This is a genomic window from Pseudomonas sp. HLMP (assembly GCF_046365545.1).
GTDB classification, from domain to species: Bacteria; Pseudomonadota; Gammaproteobacteria; order Pseudomonadales; family Pseudomonadaceae; genus Aquipseudomonas; species Aquipseudomonas guariconensis_B.
Window position 1 is genome coordinate 1,605,079 of the sequence record NZ_JBDLLR010000001.1, and the last position, 22,178, is coordinate 1,627,256.

Below are 22,178 nucleotides of genomic sequence, written 5' to 3' on the forward strand. Positions count from 1 at the left end.
AATCGCAGCTGTGCCGCGTCGCATCATCAGAGCGCTGAATGCGCTCAGTGCCTGTGCCCTCAGCCTCACCTTGAGCGGCTGTATCGGAACCTGGGGCATCGCCCCGCAAAGCAAGACGCTGCAAGCCAACACCCTGACCACCGACGACGCGATCCGCGAAGCCGCTCACGACGCCCACTGGCCCGAGCAGCAGTGGTGGCGTGCCTATGGCGATGCGCAACTGGACCACTGGGTGGCGCTGGCCCTGGCTGGCAGCCCGACCCTGGCCATGGCCGCGGCGCGGGTGCGCGAGGCCAAGGCCATGGCCGGCGTGGTCGAGTCGGCCGAGAAGCTGCAGGCCAACGGCGAGGCGACCCTCAAGCGTCACAATTGGCCAGAGGATCAGTTCTACGGCCCCGGCGCGCTGTCCGGCGCCAACACCTGGGACAACAATGCCGCCATCGGCCTGAGCTACGCCCTCGACCTCTGGGGCCGCGAGCGCAATGCCAGCGAGCAGGCGGTGGACCTGGCTCACATGAGCGTCGCCGAGGCGCGTCAGGCCCAGCTGGAGCTGGTGAACAACCTGGTCAAGGTGTATATCCAACTGGCCTTGCACTTCGCCCAGCGCGACATCGTCAAGGCCGAACTGGAGCAACAGGAACAGATCCTCGCCCTGGCCAAGCGTCGTCTTGCCGGCGGCATCGGCACCCACTTCGAGGTCAGCCAGGCCGAGGCGCCGTTGCCGGAGACCCATCGCCAGCTCGATGCGCTCGGTGAAGAGATCGCCCTGGCGCGCAACCAGTTGGCGGCACTGGCCGGGCAGGGGCCGGGGGAGGGTGCGCAGATCCAGCGCCCGAGCCTGACCCTCGGCGCGCCGCTGAAGCTGCCGTCGAACCTGCCTGCCGAACTGGTCGGCCAGCGCCCCGACGTGGTCGCCAGCCGCTGGCAGGTGGCGGCCCAGGCCCGTGGCATCGACGTTGCCCATGCTGGTTTCTTCCCCAACGTCGATCTGGTCGGCGGCCTCGGCTTCATGGCCACCGGTGGTGGCCCGCTGGAATTCATCACCGGGCGCAAGTTCAACTACAACGTGGGGCCGGCCATCAGCCTGCCGATCTTCGACGGTGGTCGCCTGCGCTCACAACTGGGCGTGGCGTCCGCTGGCTACGACGTGGCCGTGGCGCGTTACAACCAGACGGTGGTGGGGGCGCTGAAGAACATCTCCGACCAGCTGATCCGGCGCGAGTCGATGAAGGAGCAGGCGCACTTTGCCGCCGAGTCCGTGGCGGCCGCGCAGAAGACCTATGACATCGCCATGGTCGCCTTCCAGCGCGGCCTGACCGGCTACCTCGAGGTGCTCAACGCCCAGACGCTGCTGTTTCGCCAGCAGCAGGTGCAGCAGCAGGTCCAGGCCGCGCGCCTGACCGCCCATGCCGAACTGGTCACCGCCCTCGGTGGTGGTTTGCAGGCGGGCCAGGATGTGCCGGAGCAGGAGCGCCAGGCGGCGCCCAGGACACCGGCGACCCTGGCCATCTTCGACCGACCGGGCCACGCCGAATGAGCGTACCGAGCCTGGCCCTGCGCTGGCTGCACAGCCTGGAATGGCGCCGGGGCTTCTTTGCCTGGGCGCGTACCGACGGGGTGACCTGGGTCTACATCTTCAAGATCCTCGCGGCGGCCTTCATCACCTTGTGGCTGGCCATGCGCCTGGAGCTGCCGCAGCCGCGCACGGCGATGATCACCGTGTTCATCGTCATGCAGCCGCAGAGTGGCCATGTGTTCGCCAAGAGCTTCTACCGGGTGCTTGGCACCCTGGCCGGCTCGGCGATGATGGTCGCGCTGATCGCCCTCTTTCCGCAGAACACCGAGCTGTTCCTGCCCAGCCTGGCGCTGTGGGTCGGCTTGTGCTCGGCTGGTGCCATGCGCTACCGCACCTTCCGCGCCTATGGCTTCGTCCTGGCCGGCTACACCGCGGCGATGATCGGCCTGCCGGTGCTGGAGCACCCCGACCGGGCGTTCATGGCGGCGGTCTGGCGGGTGCTGGAGATCTCCCTGGGCATTCTCGTGTCCACCCTGGTCAGTGCGGCGATCCTGCCCCAGTCGGCCAGCGCTGCCATGCGCAACGCCCTGTACCAGCGTTTTGGCGTGTTTGCCAGGGTGGTGGTCGAGGCCTTGCACGGCGATAGCCAGCGCGACCGCTACGAGAGCAGCAACGTGCGCTTCATCGCCGAGGCGGTGGGCCTTGAGAGCCTGCGCAACGTCACCGCCTTCGAAGACCCGCACATGCGTCGGCGCAGCGGCCGGCTGGTGCGCATGAACAGCGAGTTCATGGCCATCACCACGCGCTTCAACGCCCTGCACCGGCTGCTCGAACGCCTGCGCGCCCGTGGCCCGCTGCAGATCGTCGGCGCCATCGAACCGGGCCTTGCGACCCTCGCCGAGTTGCTCGAACCCTACGTCGACCGGGCCCTGACCGACGCCGACGCGCTGCGCCTGACGCTCGAGCTGGCCGCCTACAAGGACGGCCTGCAGGCCCAGGTACGCGGCCTGCGGGCGGCCTACCTGCAGACCCAGCCCAGCGAGGCCGACCTGCTGGATTTCCACACTGCCTACGAGCTGCTGTACCGCTTCGTCGACGACCTGTACAGCTACGCCCAGACCCACGCCTCGCTGGCCGTGCACAAGCATGAGCGCGAGCAGTGGGACGAGCCCTACGTGTCGCGGACCAACTGGCTGGTGTCGTTGGCGGCGGGCATGCGCGCCTCGGCGGTGCTGTTGCTGCTGGGCAGCTACTGGCTGCTCAGCGACTGGCCGAGCGGCGGCATGATGACCCTGATCGCCTGCGTCACCGTGGGCTTGTCGGCCGCCTCGCCGAACCCTCGGCGCATGTCGTTCCAGATGGCCTGCGGGACCTTGCTCGGCGCCTTCGTCGGCTTCTTCGAGACCTTCTTCGTCTTCCCCTGGATCGATGGCTTTGCGCTGTTGTGCATGGTGCTGGCGCCGGTGTTCGTGCTCGGCGCCTTCCTTTCCTCGCGTCCGGCCTATGCCGGCTATGGGATCGGCCTGCTGGTGTTCTTCGCCATCGGCTCGGTGCCCAACAACCTGACGGTCTACGACCCCTACACCTTCATCAACGATTACCTCGGCATGGTCATCGGCATGCTGGTCTGCGCGGCTGCCGGGGCGATCATCCTGCCGCCCAATAGCCGCTGGCTGTGGAGCCGCCTGGAGCAGGACCTGCGCGAACAGGTGCTGTTCGCCATCAGCGGGCGCCTGCGCGGGCTGGGCTCGGCCTTCGAAAGCCGTACCCGCGACCTGCTGCACCAGGCCTATGGCCTGGCCGCCGGCAAGCCGCAGGTGCAGAGCGAGCTGATGCGCTGGATGTTCGTGGTGTCGGAGATCGGCCACGCCATCATCGAGCTGCGCAAGGAGCAGGCCGGTGCCCCGGTGCACCCGGCCTACGCCGAATCGCAGCCCTGGCGCCAGGCCATCCGTGTCATGGGCCGGGCCCTGGCGCGGCTGTTCCTGCTGCCCAACGCCAGCAACCACGAACGCGCCCTGGTGGCGGTGGACCATGCCATCAGTCGCGTGCGGGCCACCGACGAACCCTTCGCCCGGCACTTCGACACCTCGGTGCTGCGCCGGGTGCAGAGCTACCTGCATTTCATCCGTACTTCCCTGCTCGACCCACGATCGCCGCTGGCGCCGGCGAAAGGATTGCACCATGCCCCGTGAGATCGCCTTCCATGGCGTGTACATGCCCACCATGACCTTGATGTTCCTGTTCGCCGCGGGCCTGGCCTGGGGCCTGGACCGCTTCATCGCGAGCGTGGATGGCTACCGTTTTTTCTGGCATCCGGCGCTGCTGCGCCTGAGCCTGTTCGTCTGCCTGTTCGGCGCCCTGGCGCTGTCGCTCTACTGGTGAGAATCCTTCGATGAAAAAGTTCTTCAGCCTGGTCGCCACCCTGCTGGTGCTGGCCGCCGCCGTGGTGATCGGCCGCCAGTTGTGGCTGCACTACATGACCACGCCCTGGACCCGCGACGGCCGGGTGCGCGCCGACATCGTCAATGTCGCCGCCGACGTGCCCGGCTACGTGGTGGACGTGCCGGTGCGCGACAACCAGCGGGTGAAGAAGGGCGATGTGCTGATCCAGATCGACCCCGAGCATTACCAGCTGGCGGTCGAGCAGGCCCGGGCACAGGTCGCCTCGCGCAAGGCCACCTGGGAGATGCGCAAGGTCAATGCCAGGCGCCGTGCCGACCTGGACAACCTGGTGATCTCCAGGGAGAACCGCGACGACGCCAGCAACATCGCCACTGCTGCCCTGGCCGACTACCAGCAGGCCCAGGCCCAGCTCGCCGCCGCCGAGCTGAACCTCAAGCGCACGCGGATCGTCGCCACGGTCGATGGCTACGTGACCAACCTGAATATCCACAGGGGGGATTACGCCCGCACCGGGGAGCCGGTGATGGCGGTGGTCGACGAGCACTCGTTCTGGGTGTACGGCTTCTTCGAGGAGACCAAGTTGCCCCATGTGAAGGTGGGCGATGAGGCCGAGTTGCAGATGATGAGCGGCGAGCGCATCAAAGGGCATGTGGAGAGCATCGCACGCGGCATCTACGACCGTGACAATCCGCAGAGCCGGGAGCTGATCGCCGATGTGAACCCGACCTTCAACTGGGTGAGGCTGGCCCAGCGGGTACCGGTGCGGATCCATATCGATGAAGTGCCGGAAGGGTTTCTGCTGGCGGCGGGGACGACCTGTACGGTGGTGGTCAAGCCGGGGGAGGGGTGATCCTGACGCATTCGCGGGGCGAGCCAGCCACAGGTTACGGCGCCGAGTTCATAACGGGCCTGGGTATGTCTTTGGGAAATGGCCTGCAAGCATCTAGGACGAGGATGCCATGAGCCTTTGGTCGTTTGGGCTGCACAATGGCCGAACCGGATCGACTGTGCAGACACCTTTGCCAAGAAAAAGGGGCAGTGCTCCCAGAGCCAGCGATCCAGAAAAAGAATGGCCCCGCAATGCGGGGCCATGGATACGTACCTAGCGTCATCACCAGCATGACCATCGGACTTCTGGGAGAGGGCGACATAGGGCTGCACGGCGAATGCTAATACAGGATGGCCGAGTTTGACAAACCAGGACTGGAACCCATCGCTCGAACAGGCGTTTTCCAAACCCCGTCTGGCTCGATACGCGCTCAACCCCCGGAAGGTCGAAGCCACGATAGCCTACGCCCATAACATGTTGCTAGGGCAAGCGATCCTGCCATGCTTGCATGTACTCGAGATCAGTCTGCGCAATGCTATGCATCAAGCACTGAAATCAAAATACGGAAGGTCCGACTGGTGGGAGATGGTCGGCTCCTTCACCGAGGCGGATCGGTTGGAGATTGAAAAAACCAGGACGTCCATCAAGGCAAAGCGTCATTCGGTTACCCCCGACAAGATCGTTTCGGACTTGAGCTTCGGTTTCTGGGTGTCGTTGCTCAACACTCGACATGAGCAGGAGTTCTGGAAGGAGTTACGTTTGGCCTTTCCTCGTTGCCCAAAGAAAAAGCGGCAGAGAAACGAGTTGTCGAAAGTGTTGAACCAGATTCGAGATCTTCGTAATCGCACCGCCCACCATGATGCCTTGCTTTGGCTGGAGCCTGACGTACGTCAGCGGTACCTGCTCTGTCTTGAAGTAATCGGCTGGATAAGCCCGGAGTTGAAGCCCTGGCTTAGCCAGTACGATGGGTTTCCTCAGGCCTGGTCCGACTGGTTGGGGTGTTCTGCTGGAGTCAAGCCGCCCCCACCAACACCGGAATCTCTACCCTGTCGATCACCTTCGTGCTGATCGAAGGGTCCAGCAAGCGTCCCAGTCGCGACAGGTGGCGGTGGCCCATGATGATCAGTTCGCAGTCCAGTTCGCGGGCTTTGTCGACGATGGCCTCGACGGGCTCGTCGGCGACCACGTAGCCGTGGCTGTCGAACCCTGCATCGCGCAGGGCACGCACCGCCGTGGCCACGGCATGGTCGGCCAGGCGCTGTTCCTCGCAGGCGGCGGGGTATTCTTCCTGTTCTTCCTCGGTGTAGGCCGTCGGGCGCTCGTGCACGGCGAAGGTCGAGTCGATGGCCAGCAGTATGTGCAGTTCATGCTCGCCAGGACGGCAGTAGCGGTGAGCGAGGGCGAGCAGGGCACTGGCGGCAGGAGAGGCGTCGATGGCGATCAGGACCGGGTGGGGCATGGAGGTTCCTTGGAGAGGCTGGGGGCGACGGCGGCTGTACCGGCCCCATTCTTGACCCTTTCACCTGTCTGATAAATAGCCCACCGTGCACGGGGACATTGCACCAGACGCAATCATCCGACCTGATAAGATCACTTTCCCACAGCTGTCACGGATAACGGCCATGCAACTGCCAGACATGAACCTGCTCGTCGCCCTCGATGCCCTGCTCGACGAGGGCAGCGTGGTTGGCGCGGCCCAGCGCATGAACCTGAGCCCGGCGGCCATGAGCCGGACCCTGGGGCGGATCCGCGATGCCCTCGGTGACCCGATCCTGGTGCGCGCCGGCCGTGGCCTGGTACCGACGCCACGGGCGCTGGCGCTGCGCGAGCAGGTGGCGACGCTGGTGGAGCAGGCCGGGCAGGTGTTTCGCAGCGGCGACGACGTGGACCTGCCCAACCTCGAACGGGCCTTCAACATCCGCACCAACGACCTGTTCATCGCGCTCTATGGCGCCCAGTTGCTGCGCATGATGCACGAGCAGGCACCACGCACGGTGCTGCGCTTCGTGCCGGAAAGCGGGGGCGACGACGATGCGGTGCTGCGCGACGGGCGCACCGACCTGATCATCAGCTCGACCATCGACCTGGGGCCAGAGATCAAGGTGCAAAGCCTGTTCCATACTGTCTACGTGGGCCTGGCCCGTCGCGATCACCCGATCTTCGACGACGAGATCACCCCCGAGCGCTTCGCCGCCTACCCGCAGATCAGCGTGTCGCGACGCGGCCGGGCCAATGGCCCGATCGATGTGGAGCTGGCCAATTTCAAGGTGCAACGGCGGGTCGCGCTGATCACGCCGAGCTTTCATTCGGCGATGTTCTCCCTGCCGGAGTCGAACCTGATCCTGCCGATGCCGGCCAACATCCTGAGCAGTGTGAACAAGCTTGGGTTGCCCTTGCGTTCGTTCGAGATTCCGTTGCCGCTGGAGCGGGTGACGGTGGTGCAGGCGTGGCACCCGCGGTTTCACAACGATCCGGCGCATCGCTGGTTGCGGCAGATGCTGAAGGCCTGCTGCAGCGTCGATCCCTGACGGCTTGCGATGGATGTACCGGCGCATTCGCAGGCACACACGATCCATGGATTGCGTCTGACGCAACTTAAAACTGCCAATAAGTCAGTTTTCGTCAGCATTCGACCTTCTTAGACTTTCCCAGCCCCTGAAATTGTTGCTGGAGATGTCTGCCCATGAGTTCCCTGTCCGCGCCTTCCGCCGCGCTCGCCGCCCCCGCGCCGGCTGCGCCGGTGCAAGCCGCGTTCGGTCTGCGGGTGGTGGCCGGGCTGTTCGGTGTGCTGCTGGCGGTGCTCTGCGCCGGCCTCAACGAGTCGGTGACGAAGATTTCCCTGGCCGATATCCGTGGCGCCATGGGCATCGGCGCCGACGAGGGCGCCTGGCTGCTGGCGGCCTACAGCGCCGCCTCGGTATCGGCCATGGCCTTTGCGCCGTGGCTGGCCACCACCTTCTCCCTGCGCCGCTTCACCCTGGCTGCCATCGGCCTGTTCGCCGTGCTCGGCCTGCTCCAACCCTTCGCCCCGAACCTGCATAGCCTGATGCTGCTGCGTATCGTCCAGGGCCTGGCGTCGGGAGCATTGCCGCCGATGCTGATGAGCGTGGCGCTGCGTTTCCTGCCGCCGGGTATCAAGGTCTATGGCCTGGCCTGCTACGCCCTGACCGCCACCTTCGGCCCCAACCTGGGCACGCCGCTGGCAGGCTTGTGGACCGAATATGTCGGCTGGCAGTGGGCGTTCTGGCAGATCATCCTGCCCTCGGCCCTGGCCATGTTCTGCGTCGGCTGGGGCCTGCCCCAGGACCCGCTGCGTCTGGAGCGCTTCAAGCAGTTCGACTGGCGCGGCGTGGTGCTCGGCTTGCCAGCGATCAGCAGCATCGTCCTTGGCCTGTCGCTGGGGGATCGCTGGGGCTGGTTCGACTCGCCGCTGATCTGCTGGCTGCTCGGCGGTGGCGTGCTGCTGTTGGTGCTGTTCCTGTTCAACGAATGGTCCGAGCCGCTGCCGTTCTTCCAGTTGCGCATGCTGTCGCGACGCAACCTGAGCTTCGCCCTGCTGACCCTGGCCGGGGTGCTGGTCGTGCTGTCGGGCGTGGGGAGCATCCCGTCGGCGTACCTGGCGCAGATCCAGGGCTATCGTCCGGCGCAGACCAGCCCGCTGATGATGCTGGTGGCCATGCCGCAGTTGCTCGCCCTGCCGCTCACGGCGGCGCTGTGCAACATCCGCGCGGTGGATTGCCGCTGGGTACTGGCGGCCGGCCTGGGCATGCTGGCGCTGTCGTGCCTGGGCAGCAGCCTGCTGACCAGCGAGTGGATCCGCGACGACTTCTACGTGTTCTACCTGCTGCAGGTATTCGGCCAGCCGATGGCGGTACTGCCGTTGCTGATGCTCTCCACCAATGGCATGACCCCGCAGGAAGGCCCGTTCGCCTCGGCCTGGTTCAACACCGTCAAGGGCCTGGCCGCGGTGATCGCCACCGGCCTGCTGGACGCCCTCGGCACCCTGCGCCGGCATTTCCATTCCAACCACCTGGTCGACAGCCTGGGCAATGCACCGCTGCTCGACGACCGTGCTCCGGGCTTGGCCCAGCGCATCCACGAACAGGCCCTGGTACTGACCTCGGCCGACCTGTACCTGGTGATGGCCGGCGTCGCCGTGGCCTTGATTTGCCTGATTCCTTTCGTGCCTACCCGGGTCTATCCACCGCGCGCGGTGGCTTGATCCCGGGATGAATCCGAGACTGCTGAAATGACCAACAACCGCAAGACTATCGTGATCGGCTCGGTGCTCGCCGTGGCCGTGCTGGCCGCCCTGGTCGGGCCCTGGCTGCTGGGTAGCGACCACCGGCAGACCACCAACGATGCCTACGTGACCGCCGACTACACCGTGGTCGCACCCAAGGTCGCAGGCTTCATCAAGGACGTGCTGGTGGAAGACAACCAGCAGGTCAAGGCCGGCCAGTTGCTGGCGACCATCGATGCCCGTGACTACCAGGCCGCCCTCGACGCCGCCCAGGCCCAGTTGCTGGTGGCCAGGGCGCAGAGCGCCGATGCCCGCGCCACCCTGGAGCGCCAGGCCGCGCTGATCGCCCAGGCCGAGGCGGCGGTCAAGGCGGCCCAGGCCGAGATGGCCTTCGCCGAGCATGAGGTCAAGCGTTACAGCCGCCTGGCCGAGCAGGGCGCCGGCACCGTGCAGAACGCCCAGCAGGCGCGCAGCCGGGTCGACCAGGCCCGTGCCCGCCTGGCCAACGCCCAGGCGGCGCGGGTAGCGGCGCGCAAGCAGGTGGATATCCTCAGCGCCCAGGTGGCCAGCGCCGACGGCCAGCTCAAGCGCGCCGAGGCAGGCCTGGAGAAGGCCCAACTGGACCTGTCCTACACCCGCATCACCGCGCCGGTGGACGGTATGGTCGGCGAGCGCGCCCTGCGGGTCGGTGCCTATGTCAACCCGGGGGCGCGCCTGTTGTCGGTGGTGCCGCTGCAGCGGGCCTACGTGGTCGGCAACTTCCAGGAGACCCAGCTGACCCACGTGCAACCCGGCCAGCCGGTCAGCATCAGCGTCGATACCTTCTCCGGCGAGCAACTGCACGGCCATGTCGAGAGCATCGCCCCGGCCACTGGTGTGACCTTCGCCGCCGTCAAGCCAGACAACGCCACTGGCAACTTCACCAAGGTGGTCCAGCGCATCCCGGTGAAGATCGTCTTCGATGACGGCCAGCCTCTGCTGGAGCGCCTGCGCGTGGGCATGTCGGTGGAGGCGACCATCGACACCCACGGCGACAGGCTCGCTGGCAAGGAGGTCACCGCTCGATGAAACCGGCATCACGCTTGAGCCCGCTGCTGCTGACCCTGCTGCTGGCCGGTTGCACCCTCGGGCCGGACTTCCAGCGCCCCGACAGCCAGGCGCCGCAAGCCTGGGCGCCCTTGCAAGGCGAGGCGGCGGCCAGCCAGCCGACGGCAGAACCTGTGGAGTTGCGCTGGTGGGACAACTTTCACGATGCGCGCCTGAGCGCGCTGATCCAGCGCGTCGCCGAGCGCAACCTGGACCTGCAGATGGCCAGTGCGCGCCTGCTGCAGAGCCGCGCCCTGCGCAGTGCCGTGGCCGCCGACGAGGCGCCGTCGGTGGACCTCGACGGCAACTACAGCCGCGCCCGCAATAGCGCCGAAGGCCTGAACGACCCGTCCGGCAAGGCCGGCAAGTCGGCCTTCAACCTCTGGCAGGGCGACCTGATCGCCGGTTGGGAACTGGACCTGTGGGGCCGTGTACGGCGCCAGGTCGAGGCCGCCGACGCCACGGTGGAAGTGGCCGAGAACGACCGTCGGGGTGTGCTTCTGGCGCTGTTGGCTGAAACCGCCGGTGACTACATCCAGTTGCGCGCGGTGCAGCACACCCTGGAGGTCACCCGCGACAACCTCGAGGTCGCCCAGCACAGCCTGAAGCTGTCCCAGGACCGCCAGACCGAGGGTGTCGCCACGCGCCTGGACGTGGCCCAGGCCAGTGCCCAGGTGGCCTCGATCGAGGCGCGCCTGCCGACCCTGGAGGCGCGGCGCGATGATCTGATCAACGCCCTCAGCCTGCTCGCCGCTGAGCCGCCACGCAGCCTGCAGGATGAATTGCTGGCCGTGGGCGAGTTGCCGGCGCCGCAGCAGGCCTTCGCCATCGGCTTGCCGTCCGAGCTGGCCGAACGGCGCCCGGACATCCGCCAGGCCGAGGCGCGGCTACATGCCGCCACCGCGAGCATCGGTGTGGCCAAGGCCGACTTCTACCCGAGCATTCGCCTGTCTGGCAGCGTGGGCTTGCAGGCCATGCAGCTGTCTGATTTCGGCGCCTGGGACTCGCGGCGCTTCGCCTTCGGCCCGCAGCTGTCGTTGCCGATCTTCGAGGGCGGACGGTTGAAGGGCACCCTCGAGTTGCGCGAGGCCCAGCAGCAGGAGGCGGCGCTGAACTACCGCAAGGTGGTGCTGGGCGCCTGGCATGAGATCGACGATGTGCTGCGCCTGTACAACGCCAGCCAGTTGCGCCGCGACCACCTGGCCGAGGCGGTGCGGCAGAACCGCGTCGCCCTGGAGACGGCCCAGCGGCAGTATGTGGAAGGGGCTGTGGATTTTCTCAATGTGCTGAGCGTGCAGGGGGCGTTGCTGGCCAGCGAGGAGCAGTGGATCGACAGCTCGGCGGCAGTGTCCCAGGCCTTGGTGGGGTTGTACAAGGCCCTGGGTGGTGGCTGGCAGGCGTTCGACGAGCAACCTCCGAAGGTGTAGGGCTGCGAAGCAGCCCCAGAGCTGAACGTCTTGACGGGTTCTTCCACAGGTTCGCCAATGGGGCGACGCGGTCTCAAAGCGGTCGCAGCAATCCGAACCGCTTGCGCAGCACCTTGTCCAGTAGCCGCTGCGGCAGCCACCGGGCCATCAGTGGCAACGCCGTACTGCCGTTGCCCAGCCGCACCAGGGCCGGTGTCGGCACCTTGCGGGTCGCATCCAGCAACCCCTTGGCGAACGCTGCCGCCGAGGTCGGCTTGTCCTGGGATGCCCGGGCCCGCGCCTGGACATGCTCGCGCAGCGGCCACCAGGGCGAATCGGCGGCGAGCACCTGCTCGGCCTGGCGCTGGGCATTGCTGGCGAACTGCGAGGCGATCGCCCCCGGCTGCACCTCCATCACACGGATGCCGAACGGTGCCAGTTCCAGGCGCAGGGTGTCGCTCAAGGCATGCACGGCAGCCTTGGACGCACAGTAGGCACCAGCGAACGGGGTGACCAGCACGCCGGAGACGCTGCCGATGTTCACCACCAGGCCACGGGCGCGGCGCAACAGCGGGAACAGGGCACGGGTCACGCCGACCAGGGCGAAGACGTTGGTCTCGAACTGCTGGCGAATGGCATCGACGCCGCCGTCGAGCAGCGGCCCCATGGCGCCGTAGCCGGCATTGTTGATCAGGATGTCCAGGCCGCCGTAGCGGTCTTCCAGCTCCTCGGCCAGGCGAGCCAGGTCGTCGCTGTCGTTGACATCCAGTTGCCGCGCGGCGAAGCCGGCGGCGGCCAGTTGTTCGACGTCTTCGGGCTTGCGGGCGGTGGCCCAGACTTCGTGGCCGGCATCGCGAAAGGTGTCGGCCAGGGCGCGGCCGATGCCGCTGGAACAACCGGTGATCAGGACGGTGGGCATGGGGAGGCCTTTGTGGTGGGCGTGTGGATCCGTGGTGTGTCAGTGCCGGCCCATTCGCGGCGGTACCGACAACCTGTTCAGTTGGCGAATGTACCTTGCAGGTGCTCGGCACGGAACTCCAGCGTCTGTGGCCGGTAACCGGAGCGTAGCGGTGGCAGGGGCAGGCAGTCGCTCCATTCGGCACTGGGCTGCAGCTCACCGGGGCCGCGGTAGCGGGGCGCGTTGTAGGTGTTTTCGGCGAGGTTGACGGTATCGCCCGGGGCATAGGCGGCCACACGCCAGCGCAGTTCGGTCAGGGGGACGTCGTTGCCGTTCGTCATGCGTACCTGCAAGGCACGGTCGGCGGGGCATTTGTCCGGTGCGTAGGTCAGTCGCAGGTCCAGTCGGGCCAGTCGCGAGGCTTCACGGTTGTCTTCCCACACCACCCACAACGCCACCAATCCCAGGCCGAACACGGCGGCCAGCGAAATCGGCAGGGCCTTGGCCGGGTAGCGCAGCAGCAAGACCAGCCAGGTGAGAATGAGCAGGGCGCCGATGATCATTGGGATAGGGGCCTTGAGTGCTTGGGTTCGGACATCTTGGAACGGCAAGCTTCAAGCTTCAAGCAAAAGCAAAAGCAGGACAGCGGTAGGGCCAGTATCGTCGGCACACCGCTGCCCTGCTTTTTCTTGTAGCTTGCAGCTGCTATTGGGCGATGGTCTTCACGGAAACGCCCCGCTCGGCAGGCGTCGAAGTCCGCCCATACACATCCTCGAAGCGCTCGATGTCATCCTCGCCCAGGTAGCTGCCGGACTGCACCTCGATGATCTCCAGCGGGATCTTGCCCGGGTTGCGCAGGCGGTGGATCGAGGCGATGGGGATGTAGGTCGACTGGTTCTCGGTGAGCAGGAACACGTTCTCGTCGCAGGTCACCTCGGCGGTGCCGGACACCACGATCCAGTGCTCGGCGCGGTGATGGTGCATCTGCAGCGACAGGCTGGCGCCTGGCTTGACGGTGATGTGCTTGACCTGGAAGCGCCCGCCCATGTCCACCGAATCGTACGAGCCCCACGGGCGGTACACCTCCAGGTGGTTCTGGGTTTCGCTGCGGCCCTGCTGGTCGAGGGTGTTGACCAGTTGCTTGACGCCTTGGACCTTGTCCTTGTGGGCGATCATCATGGCGTCCTTGGTCTCGACCACCACGATGTTCTCGAGGCCGATCACCGACACCAGCTTGCCGTTGCCGTGGATCATGCAGTTGCGGCTGTCCTGCACCACCACGTCGCCCTTGGTGACGTTGCCGTTGGCGTCCTTCTCGTGCACGTCCCACAGCGACGACCAGCAGCCCACGTCGCTCCAGCCGGCGGTCAGCGGCACCACACAGGCACGCTGGGTCTTCTCCATCACGGCGTAGTCGATGGAGTTGTCCGGGCAGCAGGCGAAGGTGGCCTCGTCGATGGCCAGCACGTCGCCGTCATCGACGCTGCGCTCCAGGGCCAGCAGGCAGGTGTCGTAGATGTCTGGGTCGTGCTTCTTCAGCTCCTCGAGGAAGCGGCTGGCGCGGAACAGGAACATGCCGCTGTTCCAGAAGTAGCCACCGGCGCGGACGAATTCGTTGGCGCGCTTCTCATCGGGCTTCTCGACGAACTGCGCGACCCGCGCCACGCCTTCGGGCAGCAGGGCGTCCTGGCTGGAGCGGATGTAGCCGTAGCCGGTCTCGGGCTTGGTCGCCGGCACGCCGAACAGCACCATCTCGCCGCGCTCGGCGGCCACGGTGGCCAGGGCCAGGGCGCGTTGCAGGGCCTTCTGGTCTTCGATCACGTGGTCGGCTGGCAGCACCAGCATGAGCTCGTCGCGGCCTTCGTTGACCAGCTTCATCGCGGTCATCGCCACCGCCGGCGCGGTGTTGCGGCCGAAGGGCTCCATCAGGATGGCCTGGGTCTGCAGGTTCAGCCCGGACAGTTGCTCCTGGACGATGAACTTGTGGTCCTTGTTGCACACCACGATGGGGGCGTCCATGCCTTCGAACACCAGGCGCTGGAGGGTTTGCTGGAACAGGGTGTGCTCACCGGTCAGCGCCAGGAACTGCTTGGGGAACTGCTTGCGCGACAGGGGCCACAGACGGGAACCGCTACCACCAGAAAGAATTACCGGGATCATGATGTTTCTCCAAAGGTCGATAGAGGCAGGGGATCAGTTGCTGGCCACGGGACGGGTGACCCACACCGGCGACAGGCTGCTGCCGGAGCCGGTGACGTAGAGCACGGCCGCTTCGCCGCGTTCGAGGGCGACGGGCTTGACGTCGCTGACTTTCTTGTCACCTTCGTAGAGGGCGAGGTTGACTTTGACCGGGTTGATCTCGCGCTCGCCACGGCCCTTGGCCGCCACCGGCTTGACCACTTCGGTCTTGCCGTCGGCGGTCTTGAGGGTCAGCGACTGGTCGCTGAGGTTCTGTACCCGTACCAGGGCCTTCTGCTTGTTCTTGAACGGCGGCTCCTCGATCAACTGCGGGCTGCCGCTGGCGCTGTTGACCAGGGTGTAGTACTTGTCCGAGGCCAGCTTGACCGGGACGCTCTTGCCGCCGACCTGGGCGGTGTAGTCACCACCAGGCAGGAAGCTGAAGTCGCTGCTGGCCTGGGCGCCGACCTGCTTGATCTGGGTGTTGCCCACGCTGGCGGCGACCGGTGCGCTGCTGGCGTTGTACAGGCGCACGAAGGTCGAGCCTTTCGGTGCGCTCGGGCCGTAGAGCGCGGCGTCGGCGCCGGCGAAGGCCTGCAGGGAGGCCAGGGACAGGCCGGCCGCGAGGGTGAGTGCTTTGGCGATGGAAGGCTTGTTGGTCATGTGCGTTTCCTCTTCAGTGGTCCGTCCGATTGGACGACAGGGCCAGGTTTGCGTCGGTATTGCGGGTGTTCTTCAACTGCGCGATCCACTGCGGATCGAAGGCGCTGAGGTCGTTCTTCATTGGCAGATAGCGTTCCGGGAACTCCCACACCACCACTTGCGGGGCAGCGTCCTTGAAGGCGTCGCTCTGCAGGTACTTGAGCATCGGCAGCAGCGGGCCATGGCCGTCTTCGGCGTAGTTGGCCACGTCGCTGCGCAAGGCTTGCTGCAGGGCGCCGAGGAAGTTCCAGTGCGGGTTGGCGCTGTAGCTGGTACCGACCAGCGCCACCGGGATCTGGGTGTCGGCGAACAAGGCGTCGCCGCTTTCGCCTTCGGCCTGGACAGGCTGGGTGCTGCGTTGCTGCAGGTTGTCCGGGGCTGGCAGCAGCTCGCTGAACAGCGGGTCCAGGGGTAGGAAGTTGGTCAGGTCGCCCTTGTACGGGCCGCTGTCGCCGGCCTGGGTGACGAACGCCTGGGGCTCGCCATCGAGCAGGTGTTGGCGCGCCACCGCCTCGGCCAGGGTTTGCGCGGCGACCTCGGCGCCCATGGGCGTCCAGTGGGTGTCGGTGCGCAGGAACACCTGGCCGCGGGCCTTGGCCTGTTCCATCGGGGTCAGCAGGTCGGGGGCGAACACGCCGGCCTGGCGGGCCTGGGCATGGAAGCGGTTGTACAGGTCATCGTGCAGGCTGGTCGGCAATTCCTTGCCCAGGTACTCGGCATAGATCCGCGCCTTGGCCGGCACGATCGCCAGCACCAGTTGGCTGCCGTGGCGTTGCAGGGTGTCGCGTACGCCGCGGATCAGCGCCAGGTTGTCCTGCATCAGTTGCTCGGCGTCGGCGCTGGGCTTGAATTCCTCGTCGGTGAACAGCCACTGCTCACGGCCCAGCACCACGCCCGGGCGGCCTTCGTTGAACAGCTTGAAGTCCAGGGCCGCCCACAGGTTGGTGCCGATGCGCTTGATCGGGAACTGTTCGTCGTAGTGGGTCTCGGCGGCCTTGGCCAGCTTGCCGTCGAGCAGGGTCATCTGCCCGGTGCGGTTGAAGCTCTCCAGGCCACCGACGGACCAGGCGCCGAGCCCGACCAGCAGGCCGAGGAACGACAGGGAATAGGTGATGCGCAGTGTCCGGTTCATGATCATGACCTCAGAACTGGAAGTAGAGGAACGGCGAGTAGCTCTGCGCCGAGAGCTTGAGCACCGAGGCGACGAACAGCAGCAGGACCAGGGCGCGGGTCATGACCCGGGTCCAGTCCAGGCCCAGCGAGCCGTCGGCATTGACCTGCACCGGGGTGGCCTTGGGCGTCGGTGCGGCATTGCGGTAGAAGTCGCGCAGGCCGAAGAAGGCCAGGGTGGCGTAAGCCAGCACCAGGGTCGCCACTTGCAGCCCGGTGAGCTGGGCGCGGTTGAGCTCCGACAACTGCCAGTCGCCGAAGCTGAACATGGCGCCGTACATGCGCGCGGCCACGTCCAGGCTCTCGGCGCGGAAGATCACCCAGCCGGTCACCACCAGCAGGAAGGTGAAGGCCCACTTGACCGGGTTGAAGCGCTGCGGGTTGGTGTCCAGGCCCAGCGCCCGTTCGATGGCCAGCCACATGCCATGCCAGGCGCCCCAGATGATGTAGGTGAAGTTGGCGCCATGCCACAAACCGCCCAACAGCATGGTCAAGAACAGGTTGCGGTAGGTGTTGAAGGTGCCTTTGCGGTTGCCGCCCAGGGTGATGTACAGGTAGTCGCGCAGCCAGGTCGACAGGCTGATGTGCCAGCGCCGCCAGAACTCGGTGATCGACTGGCTGATGTAGGGCTGCTTGAAGTTCTCCATGAAGCGAAAGCCCATCATCAGACCCAGGCCGATGGCCATGTCGCTGTAGCCGGAGAAGTCGAAGTACAGCTGCGCGGTGTAGGCCAGGGCGCCGAGCCAGGCATCGCCGGTGGTGGGGTTCTGCAGGGCGAAGCAGTGGTCGGCGACCACCGCCAGGGTGTCGGCGATGAACACCTTCTTGATGAAGCCCTGCATGAAGCGGGTGCAGCCTTCGGAGAACTTGTCGAGGGTGTGGGTGCGATTGTTGAACTGATCGACCAGGTCCTTGAAGCGCAGCACGGGGCCGGCGATCAGGTGCGGGAAGATCGCCACGAACGCTGCGAAGTCGATCAGGTTGCGCGTGGCCGGGGTGTCGCCGCGGTACACGTCGATGATGTAGCTGATCGACTCGAAGATGTAGAACGAGATACCGATCGGCAGCAGCACGTGGGTGAGGATGAACGGCTCCAGGCCAAACGAGGTGATGATGGCGTTGAGGCTGTCGACGCCGAAATTGGCGTACTTGAAGTAGCCGAGGATCGCCAGGTCCACGCCCACGCCCAGCAGCAGCCAGCGCTGTGCCGGCTTGGTGCGCACGCCGGCGGCGCCGACCTTCAGGCCGATCCAGTAGTTCCACAGGGTGACCCCGGCGAACAGGGCGAGGAAGTCCACCCGCCACCAGGCGTAGAAGATATAGCTGGCGACCAGCAGCAGCAGGTTGCGATAGCGTTGCCCGCTCAGGTAGTACAGGCCGAGGAAGATCGGCAAGAACAGGAACAGGAACACGTTTGACGAGAAGACCATCCCGGTTCTCCTAATTTGTTCACAGCATCCAGGGCAAAGCGCCCCCCAAACCCCCCGGTGCAAGACCGGAAGGCAACCTGGTACCTCTGTGGGAGCCGGCTTGCCGGCGACGCAACTAGCGTTGGTCGGGACCGCTTTGCGGCCCATCGCCGGCAAGCCGGCTCCCACAGGGGTCGTGTTACTTTTTCAACTGCGCACCCGGGTCGTAGACCCGTGTCACATCGCCCCCCAGCCGGAAGCTGTTGAACGGCTGCATTCCGCGCTTGCGCTGCAAGGTGTCGCCACTGCATGGGTAAAGGCTGCAGTACGGCTCGAGCCAGGCGTACTTGCTGTCGACCTTGAGGTCCTTCATGTCCTGCTTCTGGCCATTGCGCGAGGCGAAGGCGCTCGGGTCCTTCGCACCGGCCAGGACTTTCTGCGCCAGGCGCTGCAGGGCGTTGTCGTTCTCGCCACGCAGGTCGACGCCGTTGGCCTGGGCGAAGCTGGCGATCATCGCCAGCGGCGGCAGGGCATAGTTGTGGTAGGCCAGGGCGCGCTGGCGGCGCTTGAGCTCGTTGGGCAGGAAGCCCTGGGCATCGACCTGGTTGGCGCCGACCTTGTATTCCTGCACCGCCCAGTCGAACAGGTCGCGGCGGTCGGTGGCCACGGCGGTGGCCATCACCGACCAGGCGGCCCAGTAGCTGTGGTTGTTGATCTTCTCCAGCGGCAGGTCGCTCCAGTCGCGCACGGTCTGTTCGGCCAGGCGGCCCAGCCACTTGTCGATCAGCTCGGCTTCGGCTTGGTGCGCGGCCAGTGGCTGGGAGTTGGAGAACTTCAGGCGCAGCCAGGCGCCGCTGATGCTGCCCAGGGCCCATTTGCGCATGGACTTGCCGGTGTGGTTGTAGTCGGTCGACATCAGCGCATTGGCGCGCGCCCAGGTGCCGAGCCAGGTCAGGGTGCAGTCGAGCTGGGCCGGGCGGCCGTCGCGCATGTACTGGCCGACCATCTTGCTGATGCCGCGCTCGAGGGTGGTGATGTCCTCGGTGGATTTGCGGAAGGCTTTCTCCGAGGCGACGTTGAGGGTCGCCCGGGCGCTGTCGGAGCCTTCGTATTTGCTGCGAAATTGCAGGGCGCCGGTATACGGCTTGGGGGCCGCCTGGCAGCGGAAGTTGCCGTCGCCGGTCTTGAGCTTCTCGATCCCGGCGTAGTAGCCCTGCGGTGGCACCAGCGCGGCCTGCGCGGCGCCGCCGAACAGGGCCAGGGCGAGCAGGGCGGGGGCGGTCTTTCTGGGGATAAGGGTCATGGTCGCCTCACTGGCCGGTCTGCGCAGTGTGTTGCGCGGCGCCGGCGAAGTCGTTGCGTTTGCACAGCTTGGCCTCGACCTTCTGCGTGCCGCTTTCCGGGCCCTGGATTTCTACGGCCAGCAGGTTCTGGCTGGCCCAGTCCTCGTCCTCACGCATCTGGAAGACGAAGCGCCCGTCGGTCTCGGAGGTCTCGGGTTTTTCGATCTTGATGTCCTCGTGGCGGCCGTTGAGGTACCAGAGGGTGGCTTGCAGGGTCTTGACCGAGGTGTCCTCGAAGCGGATGTCCATCTGCAGGTTGCGGTTGACCAGGTCCTTGATCACGCCGCCCTTGCCATTGACCATCAGCTCGTTCTTGCCCGGCTTGAGCGAGGTGCTGGCGCTCATCTGCGCCGGGCGTCCTTCGCAGCCGTCGTCGAGCAGGGCGAGGATCTGCCGCCAGATGGTTTCCTGGTCCAGGCGGTAGAGCGGGGAGAATTCCCAGATCAGGATCTTCGGCGGGTTGCTCTTGAATTCCTCGCTGCCCAGGTACTGGATCATCGAGCCTTCCAGGCCGCCACCGGGGAAGGCGACGTTGAGCACGTCGGCGCCGATGTACTGCTGCAGGAAGCCCGAGAAGTTGTAGTTCTTGCCACTGTGGCTGGTGCCGACCAGGGTGATCCGGGCATTGCCGCCATCGCCGAACAGGTCGTCGCCGCCGGCCTCGCCCTTGGGCTCGGTGGCGAACTGGTCCATGTACTGCACCGCATAGCTGGTGCCGCACAGTTGGCCGGCGACATTGTGCAGGGTGCCGGTCTTGCCCATGCGCCCGGACTTGTGGGTCTCGAATTCCTTGCGCGGGATGCCTTCGAAGGCCGGCATCTTGTGCACGGTCTCGGCCACGATCTTCGCCGCGCGCTCGGCGCCGTAGGGCGTCCAGTGCTGGTCGCCACGGAAGTAGAAGTCCTTGCCCTGGTCGGCGGCGGCCAGTTGCTCGTTGGTCAGCGGCGACAGGTCGGGGACGTTGTAGCCCATCTTGCTGAAGCGCTGGAGCATGGCCTGGTAGTTGCGCAGGGCCTTCTGGTAGTCGAAGGCGGCCTTTTCCTGGGGGTTGAGCATGTTGCGGTTCACCAGGCCGCGGGTCGGCTGGTACACCAGCACCAGCTCGATGCCGCGCTTGGCGAAGGCGTCGTGTACCTGCTGCAGGCGCTTGTAGCCGGCCGGGGTGGTGTCGAACTCGGTACGCAGGTCCTCGCGGGTACGGAACAGCCAGTCGCCCTGGGCCTGCACCAGGGTGGTGAAGTTCTGCTGGTAACGGGTCACGTAGCGGCTGGCGTCATGGGCCTCGGGGCACAGCTGGCAGCAGGGTTCGGCGGTGAAGGCAGGGGCCTGTACCTCATCGGCGCGCACGCCCTGGCTGATGGCCAGGAGGGCGGCGGACAGGCCGAGTAGTTTCATCAGGTGTGGGGTCATGGTCGGGGCTTCCTTAATCGATCATTTCGGTCTGGCGTTCGACCGGGTCGATCAGCACGGCCTTCTGCTGGCGTACCAGCAGGTCGAGGATTTCGTCCTGGCGCTCGCCCAGCACGCCATTGAGGCTGATGCCGCTGGCCTTGCGCGGGGCGAGCATGGAGACCTTGTACAGCTCCACCGACAGGGGCGAGTCGATCGACAGGGGGCCGGAGCCGTTGGCTGCCAGCTCGCCACCGACGATGATCAGCGAGACTTTGGTGTCGAACGGGTCGAGGGCGATGTCGCGGTCGGTGTCGGAGAGGTCCTTGATGTGCCCGTACACACCCACCAGGCCGTTGGCCATGGCGATGTTCTCGTACAGGCGGATGTTCACGCTGTTGCGCACGCGGATACCGTGGCGGCGGTTGTTGATCAGCTTGTTGCCCCAGATCAGGTTGTCGCCGCTCTCGTACAGGGTGATGCCGTCGGTGTGGTTGCGGTAGACCTCGTTGTAGGCGATCAGGTTGTTGACGCTGTTACGGTCGATCACCACGCCCGAGAGCTTGTTGTCGTAGCTCTTGTTGTTGATGATCCAGCTGTCGTTGACCTCGCGCGAGACGATGATCCCGTGCTTCTTCTTGGTCCCGTACACGGTGTTGCCGGCGATGATCAGGCGGTGCGAGCGGTCGTGCGGGTCGATGCCGTAGACGATGTTGTCGCGGTAGGTGCTGTCCTTGATCACGAAGTCCTGGGTTTCGTAGCAGTAGAAGCCGTACCACATGTCGCTGAACTGCGAGCCGATGATCCAGCCGGTGGGTTCCGCGCGGCCCATGCGCTTGGCCATGTTCGGCGTGTACTGGGAGATGCTCACGCCGTACGACTTGCTCTTGGCGTAGCCGAAGCTGGCCATTTTGCTGTTGACGATGTAGGTCTCGGTGCCGCCCCACGACAGTAGGAAGGGGCGGAACTCGTCGGGCTTGCGGAAGGTGGCCGGGCCGTTGTCCTGCTCGCGCCAGGCGGTGACCTGGGTGTCGGTGACGAACAGCTTGCCGTCGTTGACCAGGAACGAACCGGCCTCCTGGGACAGGCGCAACTCCTTGACCTTGCCGTCGATCTCGAGGATGCCCTTGCGCCCGACCACGATTGGCAGGCGCGCCAGGTACACGCCCGGGGCGGTCTCGCGCAGGTACTGCCTGGGCACCTGACGGCTCAGTTGCTGCAGGTCGACATGGCCGTCGTCGATGAAGATCGCCTGGGGAATGCCATGCTGGCGCCTGACCCATTCGGCGCCCTTGTTGTCGCCGCCGATGAACTCCTTGAGGGTGTCCTCCTGGAGCATACGGCGCACGCTGACCTTGCCCTTGCGGCTGCGGTCGAGCTTCTTCTGCACCGCCTCGGCGGTATAGCCAGAGAGGTCGGGCAGCTTCGGCGGCGCCATGTGCAGCGGTTCGACCGGCGCGCTGGAGACCGTGTAGGTCTTGGCCTGCTGCAGCTCCTTGGCCACCGGCTTGACCGGCTCGGCCAGGGCCATGCCGCTGCCCGCCAGGAGCAGGGCGCTGGCCAGCAGGCCGTGGCGCAATTGCGGGTTCAGGTTCATGTCGGT

The 22,178-nt window shown here is 66.0% G+C and carries 19 protein-coding genes; 9 read left to right on the forward strand and 10 right to left on the reverse strand.

The genetic code is table 11. The features are described 5' to 3' along the window. Positions 1-10: 10 nt before the first annotated feature. From ABFA30_RS07620 to ABFA30_RS07640, 5 genes are all read left to right on the forward strand, one after another. Positions 11-1,537: an efflux transporter outer membrane subunit gene (locus ABFA30_RS07620; RefSeq protein ID WP_253079963.1), complete on the forward strand. Its 1,527-nt coding sequence runs from the start codon at positions 11-13 to the stop codon at positions 1,535-1,537. Beyond that, a complete protein-coding gene (locus tag ABFA30_RS07625; RefSeq protein ID WP_225789459.1) occupies positions 1,534-3,711 on the forward strand; it encodes an FUSC family protein in 2,178 nt (725 codons plus the stop codon). The genes ABFA30_RS07620 and ABFA30_RS07625 overlap by 4 nt, the downstream gene beginning before the upstream one ends. Beyond that, positions 3,701-3,901 carry a DUF1656 domain-containing protein gene (locus ABFA30_RS07630; protein WP_225789458.1) on the forward strand — a complete coding sequence of 67 codons (201 nt, stop codon included), beginning with the start codon at positions 3,701-3,703 and terminating at the stop codon, positions 3,899-3,901. Before ABFA30_RS07625 ends, ABFA30_RS07630 begins: the two co-directional genes overlap by 11 nt. A 10-nt stretch (positions 3,902-3,911) precedes the next feature. Then, the gene (locus ABFA30_RS07635) at positions 3,912-4,772 is read left to right on the forward strand and encodes an efflux RND transporter periplasmic adaptor subunit (RefSeq protein ID WP_368816713.1); all 861 of its coding nucleotides are present in this window, start codon (positions 3,912-3,914) and stop codon (positions 4,770-4,772) included. 339 nt (positions 4,773-5,111) lie between these two features. Further along, complete coding sequence (locus ABFA30_RS07640; protein ID WP_410045303.1) at positions 5,112-5,819, forward strand: hypothetical protein; 708 nt, start codon at positions 5,112-5,114, stop codon at positions 5,817-5,819. Here ABFA30_RS07640 and ABFA30_RS07645 read toward each other — a convergent pair. After that, the gene (locus tag ABFA30_RS07645; RefSeq protein WP_410045304.1) at positions 5,764-6,210 is read right to left on the reverse strand and encodes a universal stress protein; all 447 of its coding nucleotides are present in this window, start codon (positions 6,208-6,210) and stop codon (positions 5,764-5,766) included. The two genes, ABFA30_RS07640 and ABFA30_RS07645, sit on opposite strands and share 56 nt — an antisense overlap. A 163-nt stretch (positions 6,211-6,373) precedes the next feature. Between ABFA30_RS07645 and ABFA30_RS07650 the strand changes: the two genes are divergently transcribed. From ABFA30_RS07650 to ABFA30_RS07665, 4 genes are all read left to right on the forward strand, one after another. Next, positions 6,374-7,279 (forward strand): LysR family transcriptional regulator, encoded by a 906-nt coding sequence (locus ABFA30_RS07650; RefSeq protein WP_368816288.1) that lies wholly within the window; start codon positions 6,374-6,376, stop codon positions 7,277-7,279. A gap of 155 nt (positions 7,280-7,434) precedes the next feature. Then, positions 7,435-8,973 (forward strand): MFS transporter, encoded by a 1,539-nt coding sequence (locus ABFA30_RS07655; protein ID WP_410045305.1) that lies wholly within the window; start codon positions 7,435-7,437, stop codon positions 8,971-8,973. A gap of 27 nt (positions 8,974-9,000) precedes the next feature. After that, positions 9,001-10,062 carry an HlyD family secretion protein gene (locus ABFA30_RS07660; RefSeq protein WP_225789452.1) on the forward strand — a complete coding sequence of 354 codons (1,062 nt, stop codon included), beginning with the start codon at positions 9,001-9,003 and terminating at the stop codon, positions 10,060-10,062. After that, on the forward strand, positions 10,059-11,507 hold the full coding sequence (locus ABFA30_RS07665; protein ID WP_410045306.1) for an efflux transporter outer membrane subunit: 1,449 nt from the start codon (positions 10,059-10,061) through the stop codon (positions 11,505-11,507). Before ABFA30_RS07660 ends, ABFA30_RS07665 begins: the two co-directional genes overlap by 4 nt. Before the next feature lie 73 nt (positions 11,508-11,580). Here ABFA30_RS07665 and ABFA30_RS07670 read toward each other — a convergent pair whose 3' ends face one another. The 9 genes from ABFA30_RS07670 to algG form a co-directional block, all read right to left on the reverse strand. Further along, the gene (locus ABFA30_RS07670) at positions 11,581-12,405 is read right to left on the reverse strand and encodes an SDR family oxidoreductase (protein WP_225789450.1); all 825 of its coding nucleotides are present in this window, start codon (positions 12,403-12,405) and stop codon (positions 11,581-11,583) included. Positions 12,406-12,482: 77 nt separating this feature from the next. Then, positions 12,483-12,947 (reverse strand): multidrug transporter, encoded by a 465-nt coding sequence (locus tag ABFA30_RS07675; protein ID WP_410045307.1) that lies wholly within the window; start codon positions 12,945-12,947, stop codon positions 12,483-12,485. 142 nt (positions 12,948-13,089) lie between these two features. Further along, positions 13,090-14,544 (reverse strand): mannose-1-phosphate guanylyltransferase/mannose-6-phosphate isomerase, encoded by a 1,455-nt coding sequence (locus ABFA30_RS07680; RefSeq protein ID WP_225789448.1) that lies wholly within the window; start codon positions 14,542-14,544, stop codon positions 13,090-13,092. 33 nt (positions 14,545-14,577) lie between these two features. Further along, positions 14,578-15,225 (reverse strand): alginate O-acetyltransferase AlgF, encoded by a 648-nt coding sequence (locus ABFA30_RS07685; RefSeq protein ID WP_225789447.1) that lies wholly within the window; start codon positions 15,223-15,225, stop codon positions 14,578-14,580. 13 nt (positions 15,226-15,238) lie between these two features. Then, complete coding sequence (locus ABFA30_RS07690; RefSeq protein WP_225789446.1) at positions 15,239-16,396, reverse strand: alginate O-acetyltransferase; 1,158 nt, start codon at positions 16,394-16,396, stop codon at positions 15,239-15,241. A 10-nt stretch (positions 16,397-16,406) separates the two neighbouring features. After that, a complete protein-coding gene (locus tag ABFA30_RS07695; RefSeq protein WP_410045308.1) occupies positions 16,407-17,864 on the reverse strand; it encodes an MBOAT family O-acyltransferase in 1,458 nt (485 codons plus the stop codon). A 178-nt stretch (positions 17,865-18,042) separates the two neighbouring features. After that, positions 18,043-19,146, reverse strand: a complete 1,104-nt coding sequence (locus ABFA30_RS07700; protein WP_225789444.1) for a mannuronate-specific alginate lyase — start codon at positions 19,144-19,146, stop codon at positions 18,043-18,045. A 7-nt stretch (positions 19,147-19,153) separates the two neighbouring features. After that, on the reverse strand, positions 19,154-20,596 hold the full coding sequence (locus ABFA30_RS07705; protein WP_225789443.1) for an alginate O-acetyltransferase: 1,443 nt from the start codon (positions 20,594-20,596) through the stop codon (positions 19,154-19,156). Between the two features lie 13 nt (positions 20,597-20,609). Continuing rightward, positions 20,610-22,172, reverse strand: coding sequence for a mannuronan 5-epimerase AlgG (gene algG, locus ABFA30_RS07710; protein WP_253167772.1), 1,563 nt, complete (start codon positions 22,170-22,172; stop codon positions 20,610-20,612). Between the last annotated feature and the right edge of the window lie 6 nt (positions 22,173-22,178).